The 17,367-nt window shown below is 26.0% G+C and carries 30 protein-coding genes; 10 read left to right on the forward strand and 20 right to left on the reverse strand.

Annotated features, from left to right (window positions below):
- Positions 1 to 14 precede the first annotated feature (14 nt).
- The 9 genes from AAHF53_RS01475 (at position 15) to AAHF53_RS01515 (ending at position 3,961) form a co-directional block, all read left to right on the forward strand.
- Complete coding sequence (locus AAHF53_RS01475; protein ID WP_342189778.1) at positions 15 to 158, forward strand: hypothetical protein; 144 nt, start codon at positions 15 to 17, stop codon at positions 156 to 158.
- A gap of 3 nt (positions 159 to 161) precedes the next feature.
- Positions 162 to 392 (forward strand): hypothetical protein, encoded by a 231-nt coding sequence (locus AAHF53_RS01480; protein ID WP_342189994.1) that lies wholly within the window; start codon positions 162 to 164, stop codon positions 390 to 392.
- An 11-nt stretch (positions 393 to 403) separates the two neighbouring features.
- Positions 404 to 538 carry a hypothetical protein gene (locus AAHF53_RS01485; protein WP_338968593.1) on the forward strand — a complete coding sequence of 45 codons (135 nt, stop codon included), beginning with the start codon at positions 404 to 406 and terminating at the stop codon, positions 536 to 538.
- A gap of 19 nt (positions 539 to 557) precedes the next feature.
- Positions 558 to 803: a hypothetical protein gene (locus AAHF53_RS01490; RefSeq protein ID WP_342189995.1), complete on the forward strand. Its 246-nt coding sequence runs from the start codon at positions 558 to 560 to the stop codon at positions 801 to 803.
- A 24-nt stretch (positions 804 to 827) separates the two neighbouring features.
- Positions 828 to 1,814: a hypothetical protein gene (locus AAHF53_RS01495; RefSeq protein WP_342189805.1), complete on the forward strand. Its 987-nt coding sequence runs from the start codon at positions 828 to 830 to the stop codon at positions 1,812 to 1,814.
- 3 nt (positions 1,815 to 1,817) lie between these two features.
- On the forward strand, positions 1,818 to 2,102 hold the full coding sequence (locus AAHF53_RS01500) for a hypothetical protein (protein ID WP_338968736.1): 285 nt from the start codon (positions 1,818 to 1,820) through the stop codon (positions 2,100 to 2,102).
- 2 nt (positions 2,103 to 2,104) lie between these two features.
- Positions 2,105 to 2,353 carry a hypothetical protein gene (locus tag AAHF53_RS01505; RefSeq protein ID WP_338967900.1) on the forward strand — a complete coding sequence of 83 codons (249 nt, stop codon included), beginning with the start codon at positions 2,105 to 2,107 and terminating at the stop codon, positions 2,351 to 2,353.
- A 228-nt stretch (positions 2,354 to 2,581) separates the two neighbouring features.
- Entirely contained in the window at positions 2,582 to 2,767 is a 186-nt protein-coding gene (locus tag AAHF53_RS01510) for a hypothetical protein (RefSeq protein WP_342189996.1), read from the forward strand.
- Between the two features lie 267 nt (positions 2,768 to 3,034).
- Positions 3,035 to 3,961 (forward strand): hypothetical protein, encoded by a 927-nt coding sequence (locus tag AAHF53_RS01515; RefSeq protein ID WP_342189997.1) that lies wholly within the window; start codon positions 3,035 to 3,037, stop codon positions 3,959 to 3,961.
- A 343-nt stretch (positions 3,962 to 4,304) separates the two neighbouring features.
- Here AAHF53_RS01515 and AAHF53_RS01520 read toward each other — a convergent pair whose 3' ends face one another.
- The 8 genes from AAHF53_RS01520 to AAHF53_RS01555 all read right to left on the reverse strand — a co-directional run bounded on the left by AAHF53_RS01520 (position 4,305) and on the right by AAHF53_RS01555 (position 8,843).
- Positions 4,305 to 5,564, reverse strand: coding sequence for an Mbov_0401 family ICE element transposase-like protein (locus AAHF53_RS01520; RefSeq protein ID WP_342189998.1), 1,260 nt, complete (start codon positions 5,562 to 5,564; stop codon positions 4,305 to 4,307).
- On the reverse strand, positions 5,551 to 5,688 hold the full coding sequence (locus AAHF53_RS01525) for a hypothetical protein (protein ID WP_342189999.1): 138 nt from the start codon (positions 5,686 to 5,688) through the stop codon (positions 5,551 to 5,553). Before AAHF53_RS01525 ends, AAHF53_RS01520 begins: the two co-directional genes overlap by 14 nt.
- Positions 5,689 to 6,071: 383 nt before the next feature.
- Complete coding sequence (locus tag AAHF53_RS01530; protein ID WP_342190000.1) at positions 6,072 to 6,599, reverse strand: hypothetical protein; 528 nt, start codon at positions 6,597 to 6,599, stop codon at positions 6,072 to 6,074.
- 31 nt (positions 6,600 to 6,630) lie between these two features.
- The gene (locus AAHF53_RS01535) at positions 6,631 to 6,873 is read right to left on the reverse strand and encodes a hypothetical protein (RefSeq protein WP_342189460.1); all 243 of its coding nucleotides are present in this window, start codon (positions 6,871 to 6,873) and stop codon (positions 6,631 to 6,633) included.
- Positions 6,874 to 6,888: 15 nt separating this feature from the next.
- Positions 6,889 to 7,119 (reverse strand): hypothetical protein, encoded by a 231-nt coding sequence (locus AAHF53_RS01540; RefSeq protein ID WP_342189461.1) that lies wholly within the window; start codon positions 7,117 to 7,119, stop codon positions 6,889 to 6,891.
- Positions 7,120 to 7,283: 164 nt separating this feature from the next.
- Positions 7,284 to 7,496, reverse strand: a complete 213-nt coding sequence (locus AAHF53_RS01545; RefSeq protein ID WP_342190001.1) for a hypothetical protein — start codon at positions 7,494 to 7,496, stop codon at positions 7,284 to 7,286.
- A 71-nt stretch (positions 7,497 to 7,567) separates the two neighbouring features.
- Positions 7,568 to 8,410 carry a rolling circle replication-associated protein gene (locus AAHF53_RS01550; RefSeq protein ID WP_342190002.1) on the reverse strand — a complete coding sequence of 281 codons (843 nt, stop codon included), beginning with the start codon at positions 8,408 to 8,410 and terminating at the stop codon, positions 7,568 to 7,570.
- Positions 8,411 to 8,543: 133 nt separating this feature from the next.
- On the reverse strand, positions 8,544 to 8,843 hold the full coding sequence (locus AAHF53_RS01555; protein ID WP_338966992.1) for a hypothetical protein: 300 nt from the start codon (positions 8,841 to 8,843) through the stop codon (positions 8,544 to 8,546).
- Positions 8,844 to 9,377: 534 nt separating this feature from the next.
- On the opposite strand from AAHF53_RS01555, the gene AAHF53_RS01560 reads away from it, so the two are divergent.
- On the forward strand, positions 9,378 to 10,484 hold the full coding sequence (locus AAHF53_RS01560) for a hypothetical protein (RefSeq protein ID WP_342190003.1): 1,107 nt from the start codon (positions 9,378 to 9,380) through the stop codon (positions 10,482 to 10,484).
- A 492-nt stretch (positions 10,485 to 10,976) separates the two neighbouring features.
- On the opposite strand, the gene AAHF53_RS01565 is transcribed toward AAHF53_RS01560, so the two are convergent.
- The 12 genes from AAHF53_RS01565 to AAHF53_RS01620 all read right to left on the reverse strand — a co-directional run bounded on the left by AAHF53_RS01565 (position 10,977) and on the right by AAHF53_RS01620 (position 17,122).
- Entirely contained in the window at positions 10,977 to 11,954 is a 978-nt protein-coding gene (locus AAHF53_RS01565; RefSeq protein ID WP_342190004.1) for a DDE-type integrase/transposase/recombinase, read from the reverse strand.
- A 61-nt stretch (positions 11,955 to 12,015) separates the two neighbouring features.
- Positions 12,016 to 12,492 carry a hypothetical protein gene (locus AAHF53_RS01570; RefSeq protein WP_342190005.1) on the reverse strand — a complete coding sequence of 159 codons (477 nt, stop codon included), beginning with the start codon at positions 12,490 to 12,492 and terminating at the stop codon, positions 12,016 to 12,018.
- A gap of 52 nt (positions 12,493 to 12,544) precedes the next feature.
- Positions 12,545 to 13,678: a hypothetical protein gene (locus tag AAHF53_RS01575; protein WP_342190006.1), complete on the reverse strand. Its 1,134-nt coding sequence runs from the start codon at positions 13,676 to 13,678 to the stop codon at positions 12,545 to 12,547.
- Between the two features lie 214 nt (positions 13,679 to 13,892).
- Complete coding sequence (locus tag AAHF53_RS01580; protein ID WP_342190007.1) at positions 13,893 to 14,420, reverse strand: hypothetical protein; 528 nt, start codon at positions 14,418 to 14,420, stop codon at positions 13,893 to 13,895.
- 35 nt (positions 14,421 to 14,455) lie between these two features.
- Positions 14,456 to 14,698 carry a hypothetical protein gene (locus tag AAHF53_RS01585; protein ID WP_342189470.1) on the reverse strand — a complete coding sequence of 81 codons (243 nt, stop codon included), beginning with the start codon at positions 14,696 to 14,698 and terminating at the stop codon, positions 14,456 to 14,458.
- 15 nt (positions 14,699 to 14,713) lie between these two features.
- Entirely contained in the window at positions 14,714 to 14,944 is a 231-nt protein-coding gene (locus tag AAHF53_RS01590; protein ID WP_342189471.1) for a hypothetical protein, read from the reverse strand.
- A 164-nt stretch (positions 14,945 to 15,108) separates the two neighbouring features.
- On the reverse strand, positions 15,109 to 15,321 hold the full coding sequence (locus AAHF53_RS01595; RefSeq protein ID WP_342190008.1) for a hypothetical protein: 213 nt from the start codon (positions 15,319 to 15,321) through the stop codon (positions 15,109 to 15,111).
- 13 nt (positions 15,322 to 15,334) lie between these two features.
- On the reverse strand, positions 15,335 to 15,568 hold the full coding sequence (locus AAHF53_RS01600; protein WP_342190009.1) for a hypothetical protein: 234 nt from the start codon (positions 15,566 to 15,568) through the stop codon (positions 15,335 to 15,337).
- Positions 15,552 to 15,692 carry a hypothetical protein gene (locus tag AAHF53_RS01605; protein ID WP_342189473.1) on the reverse strand — a complete coding sequence of 47 codons (141 nt, stop codon included), beginning with the start codon at positions 15,690 to 15,692 and terminating at the stop codon, positions 15,552 to 15,554. Before AAHF53_RS01605 ends, AAHF53_RS01600 begins: the two co-directional genes overlap by 17 nt.
- 12 nt (positions 15,693 to 15,704) lie before the next feature.
- Entirely contained in the window at positions 15,705 to 16,541 is an 837-nt protein-coding gene (locus AAHF53_RS01610) for a rolling circle replication-associated protein (RefSeq protein ID WP_342190010.1), read from the reverse strand.
- Between the two features lie 133 nt (positions 16,542 to 16,674).
- Positions 16,675 to 16,974: a hypothetical protein gene (locus AAHF53_RS01615; RefSeq protein ID WP_338966992.1), complete on the reverse strand. Its 300-nt coding sequence runs from the start codon at positions 16,972 to 16,974 to the stop codon at positions 16,675 to 16,677.
- Entirely contained in the window at positions 16,967 to 17,122 is a 156-nt protein-coding gene (locus tag AAHF53_RS01620; RefSeq protein ID WP_338966990.1) for a hypothetical protein, read from the reverse strand. The genes AAHF53_RS01615 and AAHF53_RS01620 overlap by 8 nt, the downstream gene beginning before the upstream one ends.
- Positions 17,123 to 17,367: the final 245 nt, after the last annotated feature.

Genomic DNA, 17,367 nt, shown 5'->3' on the forward strand with positions numbered 1-17,367 from the left:
TTTGAAAAATTATCATGGAATTCTTAGAACTGTTTATTCCGATAGAAAAAATGCCTGCACAAGTTGCATTTATTGCCGGATTAATTATTATCATTACTTTTCTTTTCGCATTAATTTCAATTATGTATTTACCAATAAAAATGATTTTTGGGAGATAAAAAATGACGGTAAATTTAAAAGAATTTGATTGAGAACAAATTAAACAAACTTTCTGAGATTTATTTATTCAAATTACAACTATTCCGGCTCATATTAGTGGTGGTAAAGAAATTGATTTAACTCAAGAAACACTTTGACTTTTAATAGCAAACATTGCTTTTTGATTATTAACAGCGATTATGGTGTGATTTATTCTAATGCTACTTTGAAAAACCATATCAGTATTTAGATAGGGAAAAAATTAATGTCAAGAAGTTACATTGTGATGCATTCCCAAAGAAATTCAAAATTAATTAGGAAAAAATATAATCGTGTTAAGGTTAATCGTGGCTTTAACAAATTTAAGAAAAACTTTGAATATAAATGATGAATGTTTTAAAAAGAAAGGGGGTGATTATATGTTTGGAACTTTCTTGGCTGATGCACCTGCAACAGTAGAAAAAATAACAGCTAGTGACGCGATGACTAAATTATGAAATGCAACTATAACGGCTTTTACTAAAATGTGAGAAATTATTGCTGTTAATATGCCACAAGTCGGTAACTTCTTTGCTGACTACTGAATATTCATTTTTCCATTTATTTTGGCAATATTCTTTATTTGCTTTAAAATGTTTGAAAAATTACTTGGAGCGGTACGCTAACAAAAAAATAAAGTGAGGTGCAAGATGAAATTTTGCAAATGAATAATAGAAAAAAATAACCATTTTATTGAATTGAATCGCACCTCATTTTTAATTTTATGACATTGCGGAGCAATTTGATATATTTACAACGGTTATTTTAAAAACATTGTAAGCTATTTATTTTTAGCAGGTTGTATTTTAATTTTTCTTTTTAAAATCGGTAATTTAACACAAATTAACAAAGTTATTAATTTCTTAAAAAATTCACCATTAAATATTGTGATTGGTTCATTAGGAACTGGAAAAACTGCTTTTCTAGTATACGCATCAAAATTACTAAAAAAGAAGAAATATCATATCGCCTCAACCTTTCCATTACTAGAAACCCAAAAATTAAGTTTAGGACATATGGGATTATTAGATTTTGATTATCCGGTATTGCCAGACAAAACCTTACTTTTATGAGATGAAACTAACTTATTTTTAGAAGGAACTGATTGAGAAAAAAATAATACCAAAAACGAAGAAACCGGTATTCAAGAATATTTCGCTCTGGCACGCCATTTCGGTCATATTGTGCTGGCTAGCGGTCAAAGAGATAAACATATTTGAGTTAAAGTTCGTGATATTGCCAATAATGTGATTGTGGGAATTCGCAAAAAACCCGTTAATATTTTTCGCCCCTACTTAAAAGTCATCTATGGCACCTTTACAAGCATTGAAGAATATGAACGCTGACGAAACACCTTAATTGATGCTAAAAATAGCAAAAAGGGTCGTCGCATTAAATATCGTGATATTCCTGAACTTGATATTTATTTTTTTAAACTAAAAATCCCGCTACCAATATTAAACACTTACAATTCTTTTTACCTAGCATTTTTAAGAGATTACTTAAATGCAAAAGTAAATCCTGATTATGAAGATAAATACTATACTGATACGGCAATTGATTTAGAAGACTTAGAATACTTAAAAATGGATAAATTTAGTAAATTTTTAAGAAAAATGAAAGAAAAGGAACAATAAAAAATGGAAAATCTTGCAAAAATGGCCGACTTTCTCGCCCAAATGCTTTATAAAGTTTTTGATTTAATTTGAAGTTTGGAAGTACCAGGAACGAATATTCAACTAATATTTCCTTTATTCTTAACGCTGGCTGTAGAATTTCTTATGGCAATTATTCTTGGATTTGGTAGTCAACAAGTTAATTTAGAAAAACAACGCCAATATGCCGTTAAAAATAAAGGGCGGTTAAGTGCATGAGGAAAAGCTAAAAAACAAATAAAACCAATAAAAACAAAACAAGGTAACTAACAATGTTTAAACTAATTATTATTTTTATCTTAATAACTGTTCTTGGATTATTAGCTGGTAGTCATTTTGAAACTTTAACGAACTATATTAGCGAAGGGCTTGCCAATTTCCAAAAGTTTATTACTAGCAATTTAACAATTTTAGATTTGTTTAAACCAATGGCACGAACATTTTCGCAACACCCAATTTTTACCATTCTTGGTGTAACTTGTGTGCTGATTGCTTTATTTATTGTGATTAAAGGACGATAAAAAATATGAAAGGAGAATTAAAATGAAAAAACTTTTAGGAAAATTATTTAAAAAAGATAATTCAAAAGAAAAAATGCCATTAAAATTAAAATTAAAAATTCTTTTAAAAAGCAGTGGTTAAAAATCGTATTAAGTATCGTTTTCATCTTTATAAGCTTATTAATTTGTGCATTAACAGTAAGTGATGCTAAATGAATAACCGGAACAAGTGACGAATTTAATGACTTTATGAATAAAGAAATGGTTAATTTCTTTGGCAAGTTCAATAGTGGTATTATGCTAGCGGGAATATTTGTTTTTTGATGAGGCGGAGCAATATATTTTGCAATTAAATTTGAAAAATTCATCCGCTTGATTATTCAAAAAATTAAAAGAAAAAGAGCCTTGAAAAATGAAATCAAACAAACTCATTAATTCTTTAAAAAAATATTGATGGAGAATTTTACTTTACATTTTTATGATTATTATCTTTTTCATTTCATTTTTAAAATTGGAAATTAATGATTTGAAGTTATTATATGAAAAATTTTAATTATTAATTTCACTTATGAGATACTAGGATATTTAGATATATGCATTACAATAGTGGTAATTATAAACTGTGGTATTGAGTGACTTATTAAAAAAATTAAAGAAAAAAGAACAATGAAAAATAAAATATTTTAAAAAGGAGTGATAAAAATGTTTATGAAAATATTTACCGTGCTAACTATTAGTTTGAATAACATTTTTACCATTCCCCAAAACATTAACAATGATGAAATAACAACACAATCACTAATTAGAACTAAAAGACAAAATAATAAAATTTATAATTTTGAAATCAAAAACTTACAAAAGGTGAGGTTTCATTTTGGCGATCGCGAAACTTGGCCAACAACTAGACTTATAGAAGTTAACATAAGGAAAGAAGATAATATCAATCTAAATGAAAAATTACCAGAATTTAAAAACTTAAACGATTTTACTTTCAAATTTATACAATCAGAATTCTCTAATAATAAAAATAAACAAGATGAAATAAGACAATTAATAACTACATACGGAACCAAAGTAGGAAAGAAAGAATGAGTAATCAATAAAAAAATAACAATCAAAGCACAAGGCACAAATTTAAATGACTACAAACAAGATGATAATACAACAGATTATAGTTTAATATGTACAAATGATTTTGAAATTGAAATTAAAAAAGATAGCACCGATATTGATTTACCAGAAACAACTATTAACTTTGACGGTAATCACAAATACAGCGATGTTATTGATAACCTTGATTATTTAATGATTCACCGCGGTGATTTTGATAAATTTAATTACTCTTATCTTTATTGAACACCAGTATTTAATTTCATTAATACTTTAGAAAAAGGGTATTACAAAGAATTTACCATTAAAAATCACGGTTTTAAAAACGAAAGCTATTTTTATCACAAAACTTCTAGTAGTAAAGATGAAATTAATACAAATATTTTGAAAATTAAAGCTTTTAATAAAACCTTAATTGCGGGTAATAACTATTTACAATTATTACACAGTGAAAGTGAAATCTGAAAATATGACACTGCAAACGATAACGATTATTACTTAATTAAGGGTCGCGTTTAGTTTTCTTAGGTATTTTTTAAAAAAGAAAAAATAGTCATTTACTATAAATTATTTCAATATGCAAATTAAGTATATATTTCTTATGTATGATTTTTGTTGTAAAAAATTATTTTAATGTTGTTTTTATAAGCATTTTACTTAGTTTTTATAACCTTTTATTAAGAATATGTTTGTTAATATTAAATATTTTGTTTTATTAATTATTTTTCAAGTAAAAAGGTAATAAATTTTTAGTTGCTTTTCTTTCAAAATTATTCAAATCTTTACCCACCTAACAAAACTTTATGCGCCCTTATTAATATTATTAAATTTTCACTAATATATATTAATTTTATATTTTTACTTACTTAAATCTATTATATTTATTTGTTACAGCATTACCTTTATAATTAATTCAACTATCATCATGTTTATTATTATATTTATTTCATAATGAATTTTTATATATTTCTTTTCTGATTTCTATTTCTGAATTAATATTTTCATTAATGTAATGTAATACATTTAAGTTGTTTAAATTTGCCATTCTTAAATGTAATAGATTATTTAAATTCTTATGATTATATATTTTTGCCCCATAGCCTAATTGTTGTTTTACTAAATGCGATACATCACTTTCAATGCTACAACCGATATTTCATTCTAAATTTTGATGATGAATACCTTGCTTATTATTACTGAAATAATTACTCGCCTTTCTTAAATTTGTTTTAATATCTTTATTTAATTCATTTTTAGCAAAATTACGAATGTTTTTGATTAATTCTTGATGATTTCCATCCTTATATAATTTAATTCAACTATTTAGTGTTACTTTGCGATTTTCAAAAATAATATTAAATGCGGTTTGTTTTAATTTTTTAATAGCGTGATAACCATCTAAAATATATCTAACATTACCAAAACTGTTGGCAATTTCTCTAATTCAAGAATCACCATCACCACAAACAATTACTCTGTCATAATTAATATTTACATAATTTTTTTGTACTTCTTTAATTAATAAATCACGATAATCCATCGTATTTATTCGTTTACCAACTTTTAACATTAGAAAATGACCTCGTTTGTTTTCTAATTCTCTACGAGCGTTTTTGTAATTTTTTTCTTTATGTCCGGTATGAAAAGTAACTAAACGAATTCTTTGGTCTTGTTTAACTTTATTATCTAATGTTGCTAAAAATGTCTCATCTAGTTGAATATATAAATCCTTATTTTTGACATCAATTCTAGTTTTAGTTTCTTTTTCTGCTAGTTGAAAATATTCGACAATATCGTATTTATTTAAAATATTTGAAATACTAGCTTTTGAAATATAACAATGATTTAGAGCATCTAAAACATCACGATACCGTTTACCATCTCCCAAAAGACTTAAAACTTTAAATTGGACATCAAAATAAATGCGTTGTTTAGGCAATAAGCCAATTTCTTTATCTAACAAACATACATATTCAAATTTACCTGATTTTTGATTTCAATATTTATATCGGCGTCGTTTAAAAGTAACATCACCAAAAATTGTAATAATTGTTCTTGGTGCAAAATGAACTACTTTATAACCTTGTTTTAAGCGAAAATGATATAAATTATAAGTATTCATCTAATTTTTCATATTCATTAGCTAGTTGTTCACATTTGTTGGTGTACATATTTTTATGGGTTGCGAATAAACCGAATCAATGCCTGTTTTCTACGGTTTTTACATTATTATTAATTTCTAACATAAAAAAATAACCTTTCTTGGTAGAGTAATTTTAACAAAGTTAAATTTAGTTAACTTATTTTTCTTTTTTAAAGATAAATGTTTTTCTAGAATTAGTATTCAATATTCTGAAGGGCGCATAAAGTTTTGTTAGGTGGGTAAAGATTTGAATAATTTTGAAAGAAAAGCAACTAAAAATTTATTACCTTTTTACTTGAAAAATAATTAATAAAACAAAATATTTAATATTAACAAACATATTCTTAATAAAAGGTTATAAAAACTAAGTAAAATGCTTATAAAAACAACATTAAAATAATTTTTTACAACAAAAATCATACATAAGAAATATATACTTAATTTGCATATTGAAATAATTTATAGTAAATGACTATTTTTTCTTTTTTAAAAAATACCTAAGAAAACTAAACGCGACCCATATTCTTGTAAACCTTGAGTTACTCTATCATTTTCTTTATAGTCAGTTCCTTCTAAAAATAAGTTAGTTTCATCTCATAACAGCAAATGCTTTTCTTCTAATATCGGATAATTATAATCTAATAAAGACATATGCCCTAATGAAAGCATTTGTTTATCCGTAATCGGAAAAGTAGAAATCGTTTTTCAACCACTTAATAAGTAAGAAGCTAAAACCATTAAAGCGGTTTTCCCAGTTCCTAAGGCACCAATTACTAAATTTAAAGGTGAATTTAATAAGAAATTAATAAAACTACGGCGAGCAAAAAAATGAGAAATTTTAGTATATAAAACATACAAAGCAATTAATAAATAAATAATATCAAATAACATTCGTCAACTTTGAGGATTATAATAATACAAAATCGCACCGTAGAATCACGCAATAATAAATAAAGTGCGATTTAAAGCGACAAAATCATATAATCTTAAATTTATTTTTTTAAACAATAGCATCACTTAAATCACACTCTCCTTATTTTTATTACTATCTGCCGGGCATTAATTTTTCAAACATTTTGAAAGCAATTAAAAATAAACCAATAATTACTCCAAGCAAGAAAACTCAATATGTAGCAAAAAAATTAACAACATTAGGCATATTACCACCAATAATATCGGTTCAAATGTGACCAAACGCTCCAATTAACGCTTTTCATAAGTTAGTAACCGCTTGTTCACCAGTGACAGCCACAGGCGTGGTCGCTTCTGCTAAGAAAGTTCCAATCATATAATCACCCCCTTTCTAAACAAAATATGATTTAACCTTATAAAATAAAATAACCATAAATAAGATAATGAATACTAATACCATTCAAAAGGCAATGTTCGCTATTAAAAGTCAAAGTAGTTCTTGGGTTAAATCAATTTCCTTGCCAGAAACTCACGCCGGAATAACTTTAATTTGAATAAATAAATCTCAAAAATACAATTTTGTCATTTCTCAATCTAAATCTTTTCAAGCAACTAAAAACATAATAATTACCGCTTAAAAGGTCAAAAGAGTAGAAAAATAATGGCCGAGAACAGCATCACAATTATTAAAATTGAAAACAAAAATACAACTTGGGGTGGTAAATCGGTAGTTGGATAAATTAATTCAATTAACTCAATAATTATTTTTTTAAACATTTTCTAAACCTACTTTTTAATTTCTTTTTCATCTTGTTCTAATAAATTTCGCTTAAACTTTGCAATAAATATTCGTTGTGCATAAGTAAAATCTTTTGGCAACTGTTTTGCTTCGCTATCATATTTCTTTTTATCTTTAAAAAAACGATAAATATTAACCGCAATATAGTATGCTAGTAATAATGTTAAAATCGTAAAGAACACTAGCCCAAATATACTCATCTTTCTTTTCTCCTTAATTTTTTAATTTTTAATTCTTATTTTAAATTGCAATTTTTTTCATTTTTAAACTCCTAATGTTTCATTTTTCTTAGTTGATTTCTAAATCTTAAACTTTCTAATGAAGCATAATTTGCACTTTCAAAGTCAATATAATCAATATTTTTAAATTCATAGATTGCTCCGCACATTTTGGTTTTAAATTTATTAACTGTTGATTTTAAGTATTTTACAAATTCAGAATTTACAGTTCTATTAACAATATTATTCAAAGTATCGGTAAATACTTGTTTTCTAGTAATGGGATTTTGACAGTTATATGAGAATTGATAAGCCTTGATATTTAAGTCATACTGGTTTAATGACTTTTCATTCAGGACATTTTTAGTTATATATTTGGAGCAATATTTTACAACCATTTCATTAGTGTTTTCACGAACTCTAATATTTTTGTTAATTCCATAAGGTCAAAATTGTAAAATAATTTTATGTGGTATTTTTTCGGTAATTAAAATATGAAAATGAATAACGCCTCGTTTCTGATATTCATAGGTATACAAGTACTTAATATTTTTATTTTTAACTTTAAATCAGTATTTTAATTTTTTAAAAAATTTATTTAAATCACGCTTACATTTTCTAATATCAAATTCATTAACATCAGCATAAGTAAGAGTTAAGAATGTAAGTTTTTTACAGTCTCAAAAATTATGATATGCTTTTCGAATAACATTAGATTTTGCACGAATATTGCTATTAAGCAGTTTTGTACCACAATTACCATTATTTTTTAAACCGCTAGCATTACGAGTATTTGCTTTGATGCGTTCTAAAGGCATAACAATATTGCGAATATATTGACCATAATAAATGGTTTTCATATAAAAATCAGTCGGATTTTGAGGTTGTAAATTCATATTTTTATGCTCCCGTTTTAGATTTTCGCCAGTTGTGTTATTTAATCAAGTAATAGTCGGCTTCGCCGACTAACCCGCTAGCGGGCGGGGCATACGCCTTCCGCACCGCTTCGCAGACCGAAGTGATTATCAATTAACTGGACAAGTTTTTTTGATTTTTTGATAATTCAATTTTTTGCAAGTTAACTATTTTGGGGGTTTTTTCAAAAGTTAATTCGCAACTAAAAAATGATTTAACATTTTCTTTTAACAGTTTATAAATTTCTTGTTGTTCTAGATTGTTATCATCAATTCATAAAGCCTTTTGTTCGCCTGTAGGCTCAAATAAGTCATTTTCATAACGCAAAAATTCGGCAGAATAACCTGACATCATAGAGCCATCTTTATTTTTAAATATTTTTCTTTTTATACTAACTAATTTAACTTTAAACATTATTTTTTAAATTCCTTTTACTTTTATTTTTTAAAATTTTTTTAATATGATTAATAAATTTTTTCTCACAAGCAACATGCAAATATCGTTTATCACTAAATAGATGTAAACTACCAGCGACATATTTTATAATCTATCGTTCCCGTTCCTTTCAAAATTTAAAAACCCTTTTCATCGCAAGAATTACAGATTCCAACTGTATTTTTATTACCAACAACATAACTTTCGTTGTCGCATTCAATACAAAATATTACTGCCAAAAGAAAACACCCCCTAAAAGTTTGTAGAAAACAAAATCTTGTCATATGTATATGGTTTCTACACAATATTTGTAATTACTTATTGATATATATATATATATATAATTGATTTATTCATTGGAAAGGAGTATTAATAAGATGTTTTAAAAATTATTAATATTTTAGATAATTCTTTATACTAACAAGTTATAATAATGTAGTTATTAGTTTAGAAATAACTAAAAGACAAAAATAAAAGGAAGGTTAATCGTCGATGATAAAATCAAATAAAAATATGTTAAAAATACTAGTTGCGTTAGCATTTACAATGTCACCAGTTTTTGCTGTTGCTGCTTGTAATCCTGGTACTAAAGATGACCAAGCAAAATTAAAAATAGGAGACTTAAATAAATTAAGGATTATAGCCCCTGAAATTGAAGCTTTTAATAATGTTAAAGACAAAACTGCTGTAACAACAGACGAAATTACTACTGTTGTGAATACAATTGTTAAAACTGCCATTGATCAAATTGTTACTAAAACTAATTTAAAAATTGACTATCGTATTAACATTGAAAAAGATTTAAAAACAATTACGGGTACTTATGATTTGACAAGCAAAACTGCTCTTGATAGAACTTTTGATATTACAGTTATTAAAACTCAAACTGCAAAATTAAAAGGAATACATAAATCACAAAGTATTGTGTTTCCGGAATTAAAAGGAGCAGAAGAAGTTGTTATCAAAGCAGATTTAAGCACCTTAACAGATATTGATTCTCCAATAACTGTTGAAGCCACTGAAAGTACTAATACAAGTGCTGATATGATTAAAACTGCTGTTAAAGAAGAAGTTTTAAAATTAGTTAAAAATTTAACAAATGGAAATAATGTTGAAGCCACTGATTTAGATATTACTGTGAAAAAAGGTAATAATAATTTAACTGGCGATTCAATTGATTTAAAAGATGGTCTTACTTTAAATGTAGAAGTTAAAGCAAAAGATGCTGGTAAAACAAAACTTGAAGGTGAAAAAACTATTACTGTAAAAATTGCTAAAATTACACCAGTAGTGGTAAAAGCAGATTTAAGCACCTTAACAAATATTGATTCTCCAATAACTGTTGAAGCCACTGAAAGTACTAATACAAGTGCTGATATGATTAAAACTGCTGTTAAAGAAGAAGTTTTAAAATTAGTTAAAAATTTAACAAATGGAAATAATGTTGAAGCCACTGATTTAGATATTACTGTGAAAAAAAATGGTACAGATAACTTAGATGCTACAACTAGTTTAGCAACGGAAATTACTGTAAGTGTAACAGTTAAAGCAAGTAAAGCTGGTCAAGCAAAACTTAAAGGTGAAAAAACTATTACTGTAAAAATTGCTCAATTAATTTAATTTATTAAATAAAATTAATGTGGATATAAAATTTAATTAGGGAAAGGACATAATGTTCTTTCTTTTTATTTTGTAAATATTTTATAGAAAAATAGATTTTTTAGTAAAATGTAATATACCACAGACTTATGACAAGCACAAGAGGGTTTTTAAAAAAGGGATGGATTTATTTTTTTATTTAAAATTTTTATAAATAACGAGGGCGCATAAAGTTTTGTTAGGTGGGTAAAGATTTGAATAATTTTGAAAGAAAAGCAACTAAAAATTTATTACCTTTTTACTTGAAAAATAATTAATAAAACAAAATATTTAATATTAACAAACATATTCTTAATAAAAGGTTATAAAAACTAAGTAAAATGCTTATAAAAACAACATTAAAATAATTTTTTACAACAAAAATCATACATAAGAAATATATACTTAATTTGCATATTGAAATAATTTATAGTAAATGACTATTTTTTCTTTTTTAAAAAATACCTAAGAAAACTAAACGCGACCTTGATTTAATTTTTTATCATTATCATAAAATAATCTGGTATAATGTTGATGGAATCGTTCAATCTTCCCATTAGATTGAGGCGAACGAATTGGTGTCGTTTCATGAACAATCCCATTATTTGAAAGAAAGGTTGTAAAAGGCCTTTCTTTTACTTTGTATGATTTTTTATTGCTTCAGTTAGTAGTAGTAAATTCCGGAGCATTGTCAGTACGAAGGCGTTTAATAGTTATGCCAAGTTCACGAAAATCTTTCATTGCTCTTTGCACGGCATTAATGGCGTTATTGGTTCCTAAACTATCATAAACATAGCCAAATACTATCCGTGTTATTTCGTCAATGAAATCATAAATATAATATTTTTTATCAACCGGAAAATTTGATGTGGTAATAATTTTAGCATCCATTTGTAAAAGACCAATCTCGGATACTTCATAACGCTTAAAATGGCGTTTTGTTTGTTTGATTTGTTGTTTTAATTCTTTTCAACGAGGGTCAGATTTAATTCAGCGATAAAAAGTTTTGATATTTTTCGGAACTTCTGAATTTTTAATATCGTGAAAACCGTTTTTTAAATTGTTAAATAAAGACCACATTCCGCCGGCTTGAAGATTTTTGTAATCAAAATATAACTCACATACTTTTTCACGAGAATTTAAACTATATTGATAATTAAGATTTTGTGGTTTTGTAGTTTTAAACAATAACAAATCTAAATTGTCAGAATAATAAGCGGTCATAATTTTTTCTGCCCAACGATAAAAGGTTTTCGTTGCATTCTTAAAATATTTTTTAATAAGTTTTGTTAAAGTAGTTTCTTCAATATAGAAATAAGTACATAAATTTAAATATGCAGTAATGCGTTTTTTAGTTTTATAGTAATAAGGATTACGACAATTAGCATTTAGTCAACTTTGGATTTTTGCTTTTAAATCCGCTAAATCAGCTTGGGAAATAATATATTTCATTTTTAAACTCCTTAAATTAAGAAAATCGTATTTTTTGTAATACGATTTTCAATAATATTTATTAAATTTTTAATTGATTAGGTAATGGTTGCTCGTTATCTTTTTCTGGCAAAGGGGAAGAAGTAAACATTAATTCTAATCAATCATATTGTCAATCAGCTCCAATGCCGGTCTCGCTTGTCCCGGTATTATAGCTATGAATTTTACCTTTAATACTAATTGCGTCAACCTTACCCGGTTTTGTTAAATCATAAACATTAGTTAACAAATCACTAATAGTTTTTTGCGTAAACCTAAAAGATGGATATCAAGTAATACTATAAATCATATTCTCTGGCAAGTTTACTAATTCGTCCTTATTAAAATTTGAAAATCCGACAAGATATCTTTTAGAACTACTATCTTGTCAGTTAATAGTTGCTTTAGATAAAGAAAATTCATAAATTCTACTTTTGACAAACTTAATATCATTACTTTTACAAGCTGAGGCAAACATCGCACTTGCTAAACTTAACACTAATAAACTCTTTTTTCACATAAAGAAAAATCCTCCTTTCAAAGAAATTACATTATATAATAATTAAAGATATTTAAGAAAACTTTTTTAATATCATTAATAAGATTGCTAATGGTACTACAAACTCAAATAACATCTGAAACGCCGGAATAACTTCAAACATAGGAAAGGCAGTTTTCGTAAAATTAATCGTTGTTTTGGCAATATCCGCAAGAGGACGAATTAAAAGATTAATTCCAGAAAGACCAAGTAATCAATTTAATACACTAACAGAAGCGTGCTGAATACCACAAGATATGGCACTAAATAAACCTCAATAAGAACAATTAGGTGTCGGAATTAAGTCATCCATATTACCACTTATTCCGCCACCAATAAAAGCTGTTGAATTCAAAATGTTAAAATCGTATAAAGAATACTGATATTCAGTGCTTTCATTATTCTTTTTATATAGTGGAAAAGTTAGCGTAAAAATATTAATCCCATACATGACATCGACTTTAGCATTATAAAAATGCAGTTTATTACTAGTAGCATTTCATAATTGGTTATCATATGCTTTTAAAACATTAAAATCTATTTGATAAGAATTTTTACCAGTATTAAAACCATTGGCAATTTGTTTATCTTTCACAAAAAAATACGAACGAAAAATCATATTCTTACTATTTTGTAGTGTTGAACCAAAGTTAATTAAATACTGTTTGGGATAAAAAGTAATTAAGGAACGATAGAAAAAACCCATTTGTAAAACATTTTTAGGAATTTGTTGCATCCCTCTGTAATCTAATTCTACATAAGTAGAGGTATCTGTATCAAAACTCGCATAAAAGAATTGTACAAAAAACTCACCTAAAACTTTATAAATTTTATTAAATAAACCATTAATAAAATCAACAGTTAAATGTTTTTGATAATGGAGCATAAAATCTTTAAAATCAGTCTTTAATTTGTCATCATAGCGTAAAAAATGGAAAGTATTACCATAATAATTAATTTGTCCAAAAAAGGTATTAATAAAATCTTCTCCAAAACTTGTTTGCGAGCCAAATTTTAAAATTGATTTACCATTCTCTAAAAACTCAATATCACCCATAGAGTCAACACCATTAGTTTTTATAGTAATAACATCACCAAAACTAGAAAAGGGGGCGCATAAAGTTTTGTTAGGTGGGTAAAGATTTGAATAATTTTGAAAGAAAAGCAACTAAAAATTTATTACCTTTTTACTTGAAAAATAATTAATAAAACAAAATATTTAATATTAACAAACATATTCTTAATAAAAGGTTATAAAAACTAAGTAAAATGCTTATAAAAACAACATTAAAATAATTTTTTACAACAAAAATCATACATAAGAAATATATACTTAATTTGCATATTGAAATAATTTATAGTAAATGACTATTTTTTCTTTTTTAAAAAATACCTAAGAAAACTAAACGCGACCAATATTCTTGTAAACCTTGAGTTACTCTATCATTTTCTTTATAGTCAGTTCCTTCTAAAAATAAGTTGGTTTCATCTCATAACAGTAAATGCTTTTCTTCTAATATCGGATAATTATAATCTAATAAAGACATATGCCCTAATGAAAGCATTTGTTTATCCGTAATCGGAAAAGTAGAAATCGTTTTTCAACCACTCAATAAGTAAGAAGCTAAAACCATTAAAGCAGTTTTTCCAGTTCCTAAGGCACCAATTACTAAATTTAAAGGTGAATTTAATAAGAAATTAATAAAACTACGACGAGCAAAGAAATGAGAAATTTTAGTATATAAAACATACAAAGCAATTAATAAATAAATAATATCAAATAACATTCGTCAACTCTGAGGATTATAATAATACAAAATCGCACCATAAACTCACGCAATAATAAATAAAGTGCGATTTAAAGCGACAAAATCATATAATCTTAAATTTATTTTTTTAAACAATAGCATCACTTAAATCACACTTTCTTTATTTTTATTACTATCTATCTGCCAGGCATTAATTTTTCAAACATTTTGAAAGCGATTAAAAATAAACCAATAATCACGCCAAGCAAGAAAACTCAATATGTAGCAAAGAAATTAACAACATTTGGCATATTACCACCAATAATATCAGTTCAAATATTACCAAATGCTTTAATTAATGCTTTTCATAAATTAGTAACCGCTTGTTCACCAGTAACAGCTACTGGCGTAGTCGCTTCTGTTAAGAAAGTTCTAATCATACAATCACCCCCTTTCTAAACAAAATATGATTTAACCTTATAAAACAAAATAACCATAAATAAGATAATGAATACTAATACCATTCAAAAGGCGATATTTGCTATTAAAAGTCAAAGTAGTTCTTTAGTTAAATCAATTTCCTCGCCAGAAACTCACGCCGGAATAACTTTAATTTGAATAAATAAATCCCAAAAATACAATTTTGTCATTTCTCAATCTAAATCTTTTCAAGCAACTAAAAACATAACAATTACCGCTTAAAAGGTCAAAAGAGTAGAAAAATAATTGCTGAGAAGAGCATTACAATTATTAAAATTGAAAACAAAAATACAACTTGGGGTGGTAAATCGGCAGTTGGATAAATTAATTCAATTAACTCAATAATTATTTTTTTAAACATTTTCTAAACCTACTTTTTAATTTCTTTTTCATCTTGTTCTAATAAATTTCGTTTAAACTTTGCAATAAATATTCGTTGTGAATAAGTAAAATCTTTTGGCAACTGTTTTGCTTCACTACCATATTTCTTTTTATCTTTAAAAAACCGATAAATATTAACCGCAATATAGTATGCTAGTAATAATGTTAAAATCGTAAAAAAAACTAATTCAAAAATACTCATTTTTCTTTTCTCCTTAATTTTCTAATTTTTTAGTACACAAATCATAAGCACGAATATCTCAATCATAACTATTTTTCTTTATTCAAGTTCGAACACAGACTCACTTTTTACCATTTAAATCAGTTCTAATTAAGTGAATAGTATCTCTACAAGCTCAAAATCTTTGTTCTAATCCAGTTTTTTTATTAATAGAATGTATAAATTCTCGATGATAATTTTTATCTTTTAAATTAACTCATATTTTCATTTTTAAACTCCCAAGTTTTGTAGTGATTATTTTTAAAACCATGATTAACTTTAACCCGACTGTATTTTTTTCTAATTAATTTTGAATTTCTTTGTGAATGCATAACGATATAACTACGAGACATACTTATTAACTCCTAATATTTCATTTTTCTTAGTTGATTTCTAAATCTTAAGCTTTCTAACGAAGCATAATTTGCACTCTCAAAATCTACATAATTAATATTTTTAAATTCATAAATTACTCCACACATTTTAGTTTTAAACTTGTTAACTGCTGATTTTAGGTACTTTACAAATTCAGAATTTATGGTGCGATTAACAATATTATTCAAAGTATCGGTAAATACTTGTTTTCTAGTAATAGGATTTTGACAGTTGTAAGAGAATTGATAAGCCTTGATATTTAAGTCATACTGATTTAATGATTTTTCATTCAAGACATTTTTAGTAATATATTTAGAGCAGTATTTAACAACTGCTTCGTTAGTATCTTGTTTAACAACCAAATTTTTATTTAACCCATAAGGTCAGTGTTTAAGAACTAATTTATTTGGTATTTTTTTATCAAGTAAAATATGAAAATGTATAGCACCTCTTTGTTGATATTCATATGTATAAAAATATTTAATTTCTTTATTCTTTTTTTTAAAATAATATTTTATATTTCTAAAAAATTTTTTTAATTCTTTTTTACATTTTTTAACATCTGTTTCCTTTAACTTATAAGTCAAAGTTAAAAATGTAAGTTCTTTAACTGAAAAATTATGATATGCCTTTCTAACAGCACTACATTTAGCACGCACATTACTATTTAACATTTTGGTTTTTCGTTCTCCTTTATTTTTTAAGCCACTAACATTACGAGTATTTGCTTTAATGCGTTCTAAGGGCATAACAACATTACGAATATATTGACCGTAATAAATGGTTTTCATATAAAAATCAGTTGGATTTTGAGCTTGTAAATTCATATTTTTTGCTCCTATTTTAGGTTTTCGTTCAGTTGTGTTATTTAATCAAGTAATAGTCGGCTTCGCCGACTAACCCGCTAGCGGGCGGGGCATACGCCTTCCGCACCGCTTCGCAGACCGAAGTGATTATCAATTAACTGGACAAGTTTTTTTGATTTTTTGATAATTCAATTTTTTGCAAGTTAACTATTTTGGGGGTTTTTTCAAAAGTTAATTCGCAACTAAAAAATGATTTAACATTTTCTTTTAACAGTTTATAAATTTCTTGTTGTTCTAGATTGTTATCATCAATTCATAAAGCCTTTTGTTCGCCGGTAGGCTCAAATAAGTCATTTTCATAACGCAAAAATTCGGCAGAATAACCTGACATCATAGAGCCATCTTTATTTTTAAATATTTTTCTTTTTATACTAACTAATTTAACTTTAAACATTATTTTTTAAATTCCTTTTACTTTTATTTTTTAAAATTTTTTTAATATGATTAATAAATTTTTTCTCACAAGCAACATGCAAATATCGTTTATCACTAAATAGATGTAAACACCAGCGACATATTTTATAATCTATCGTTCCTTTCAAAATTTAAAAACCCTTTTCATCGCAAGAATTACAGATTCCAACTGTATTTTTATTACCAACAACATAACTTTCGTTGTCGCATTCAATACAAAATATTACTGCCAAAAGAAAACACCCCCTAAAAGTTTGTAGAAAACAAAATCTTGTCATATGTATATGGTTTCTACAAAAAATTAGCAATCTTGTAATATACCACAGACTTATGACAAGCACAAGAAGTTTTTTAAAAAAGGGATGATAAATTT

Source organism: Spiroplasma endosymbiont of Dilophus febrilis, from assembly GCF_964030685.1.
GTDB lineage: Bacteria > Bacillota_I > Bacilli_A > Mycoplasmatales > Nriv7 > Nriv7.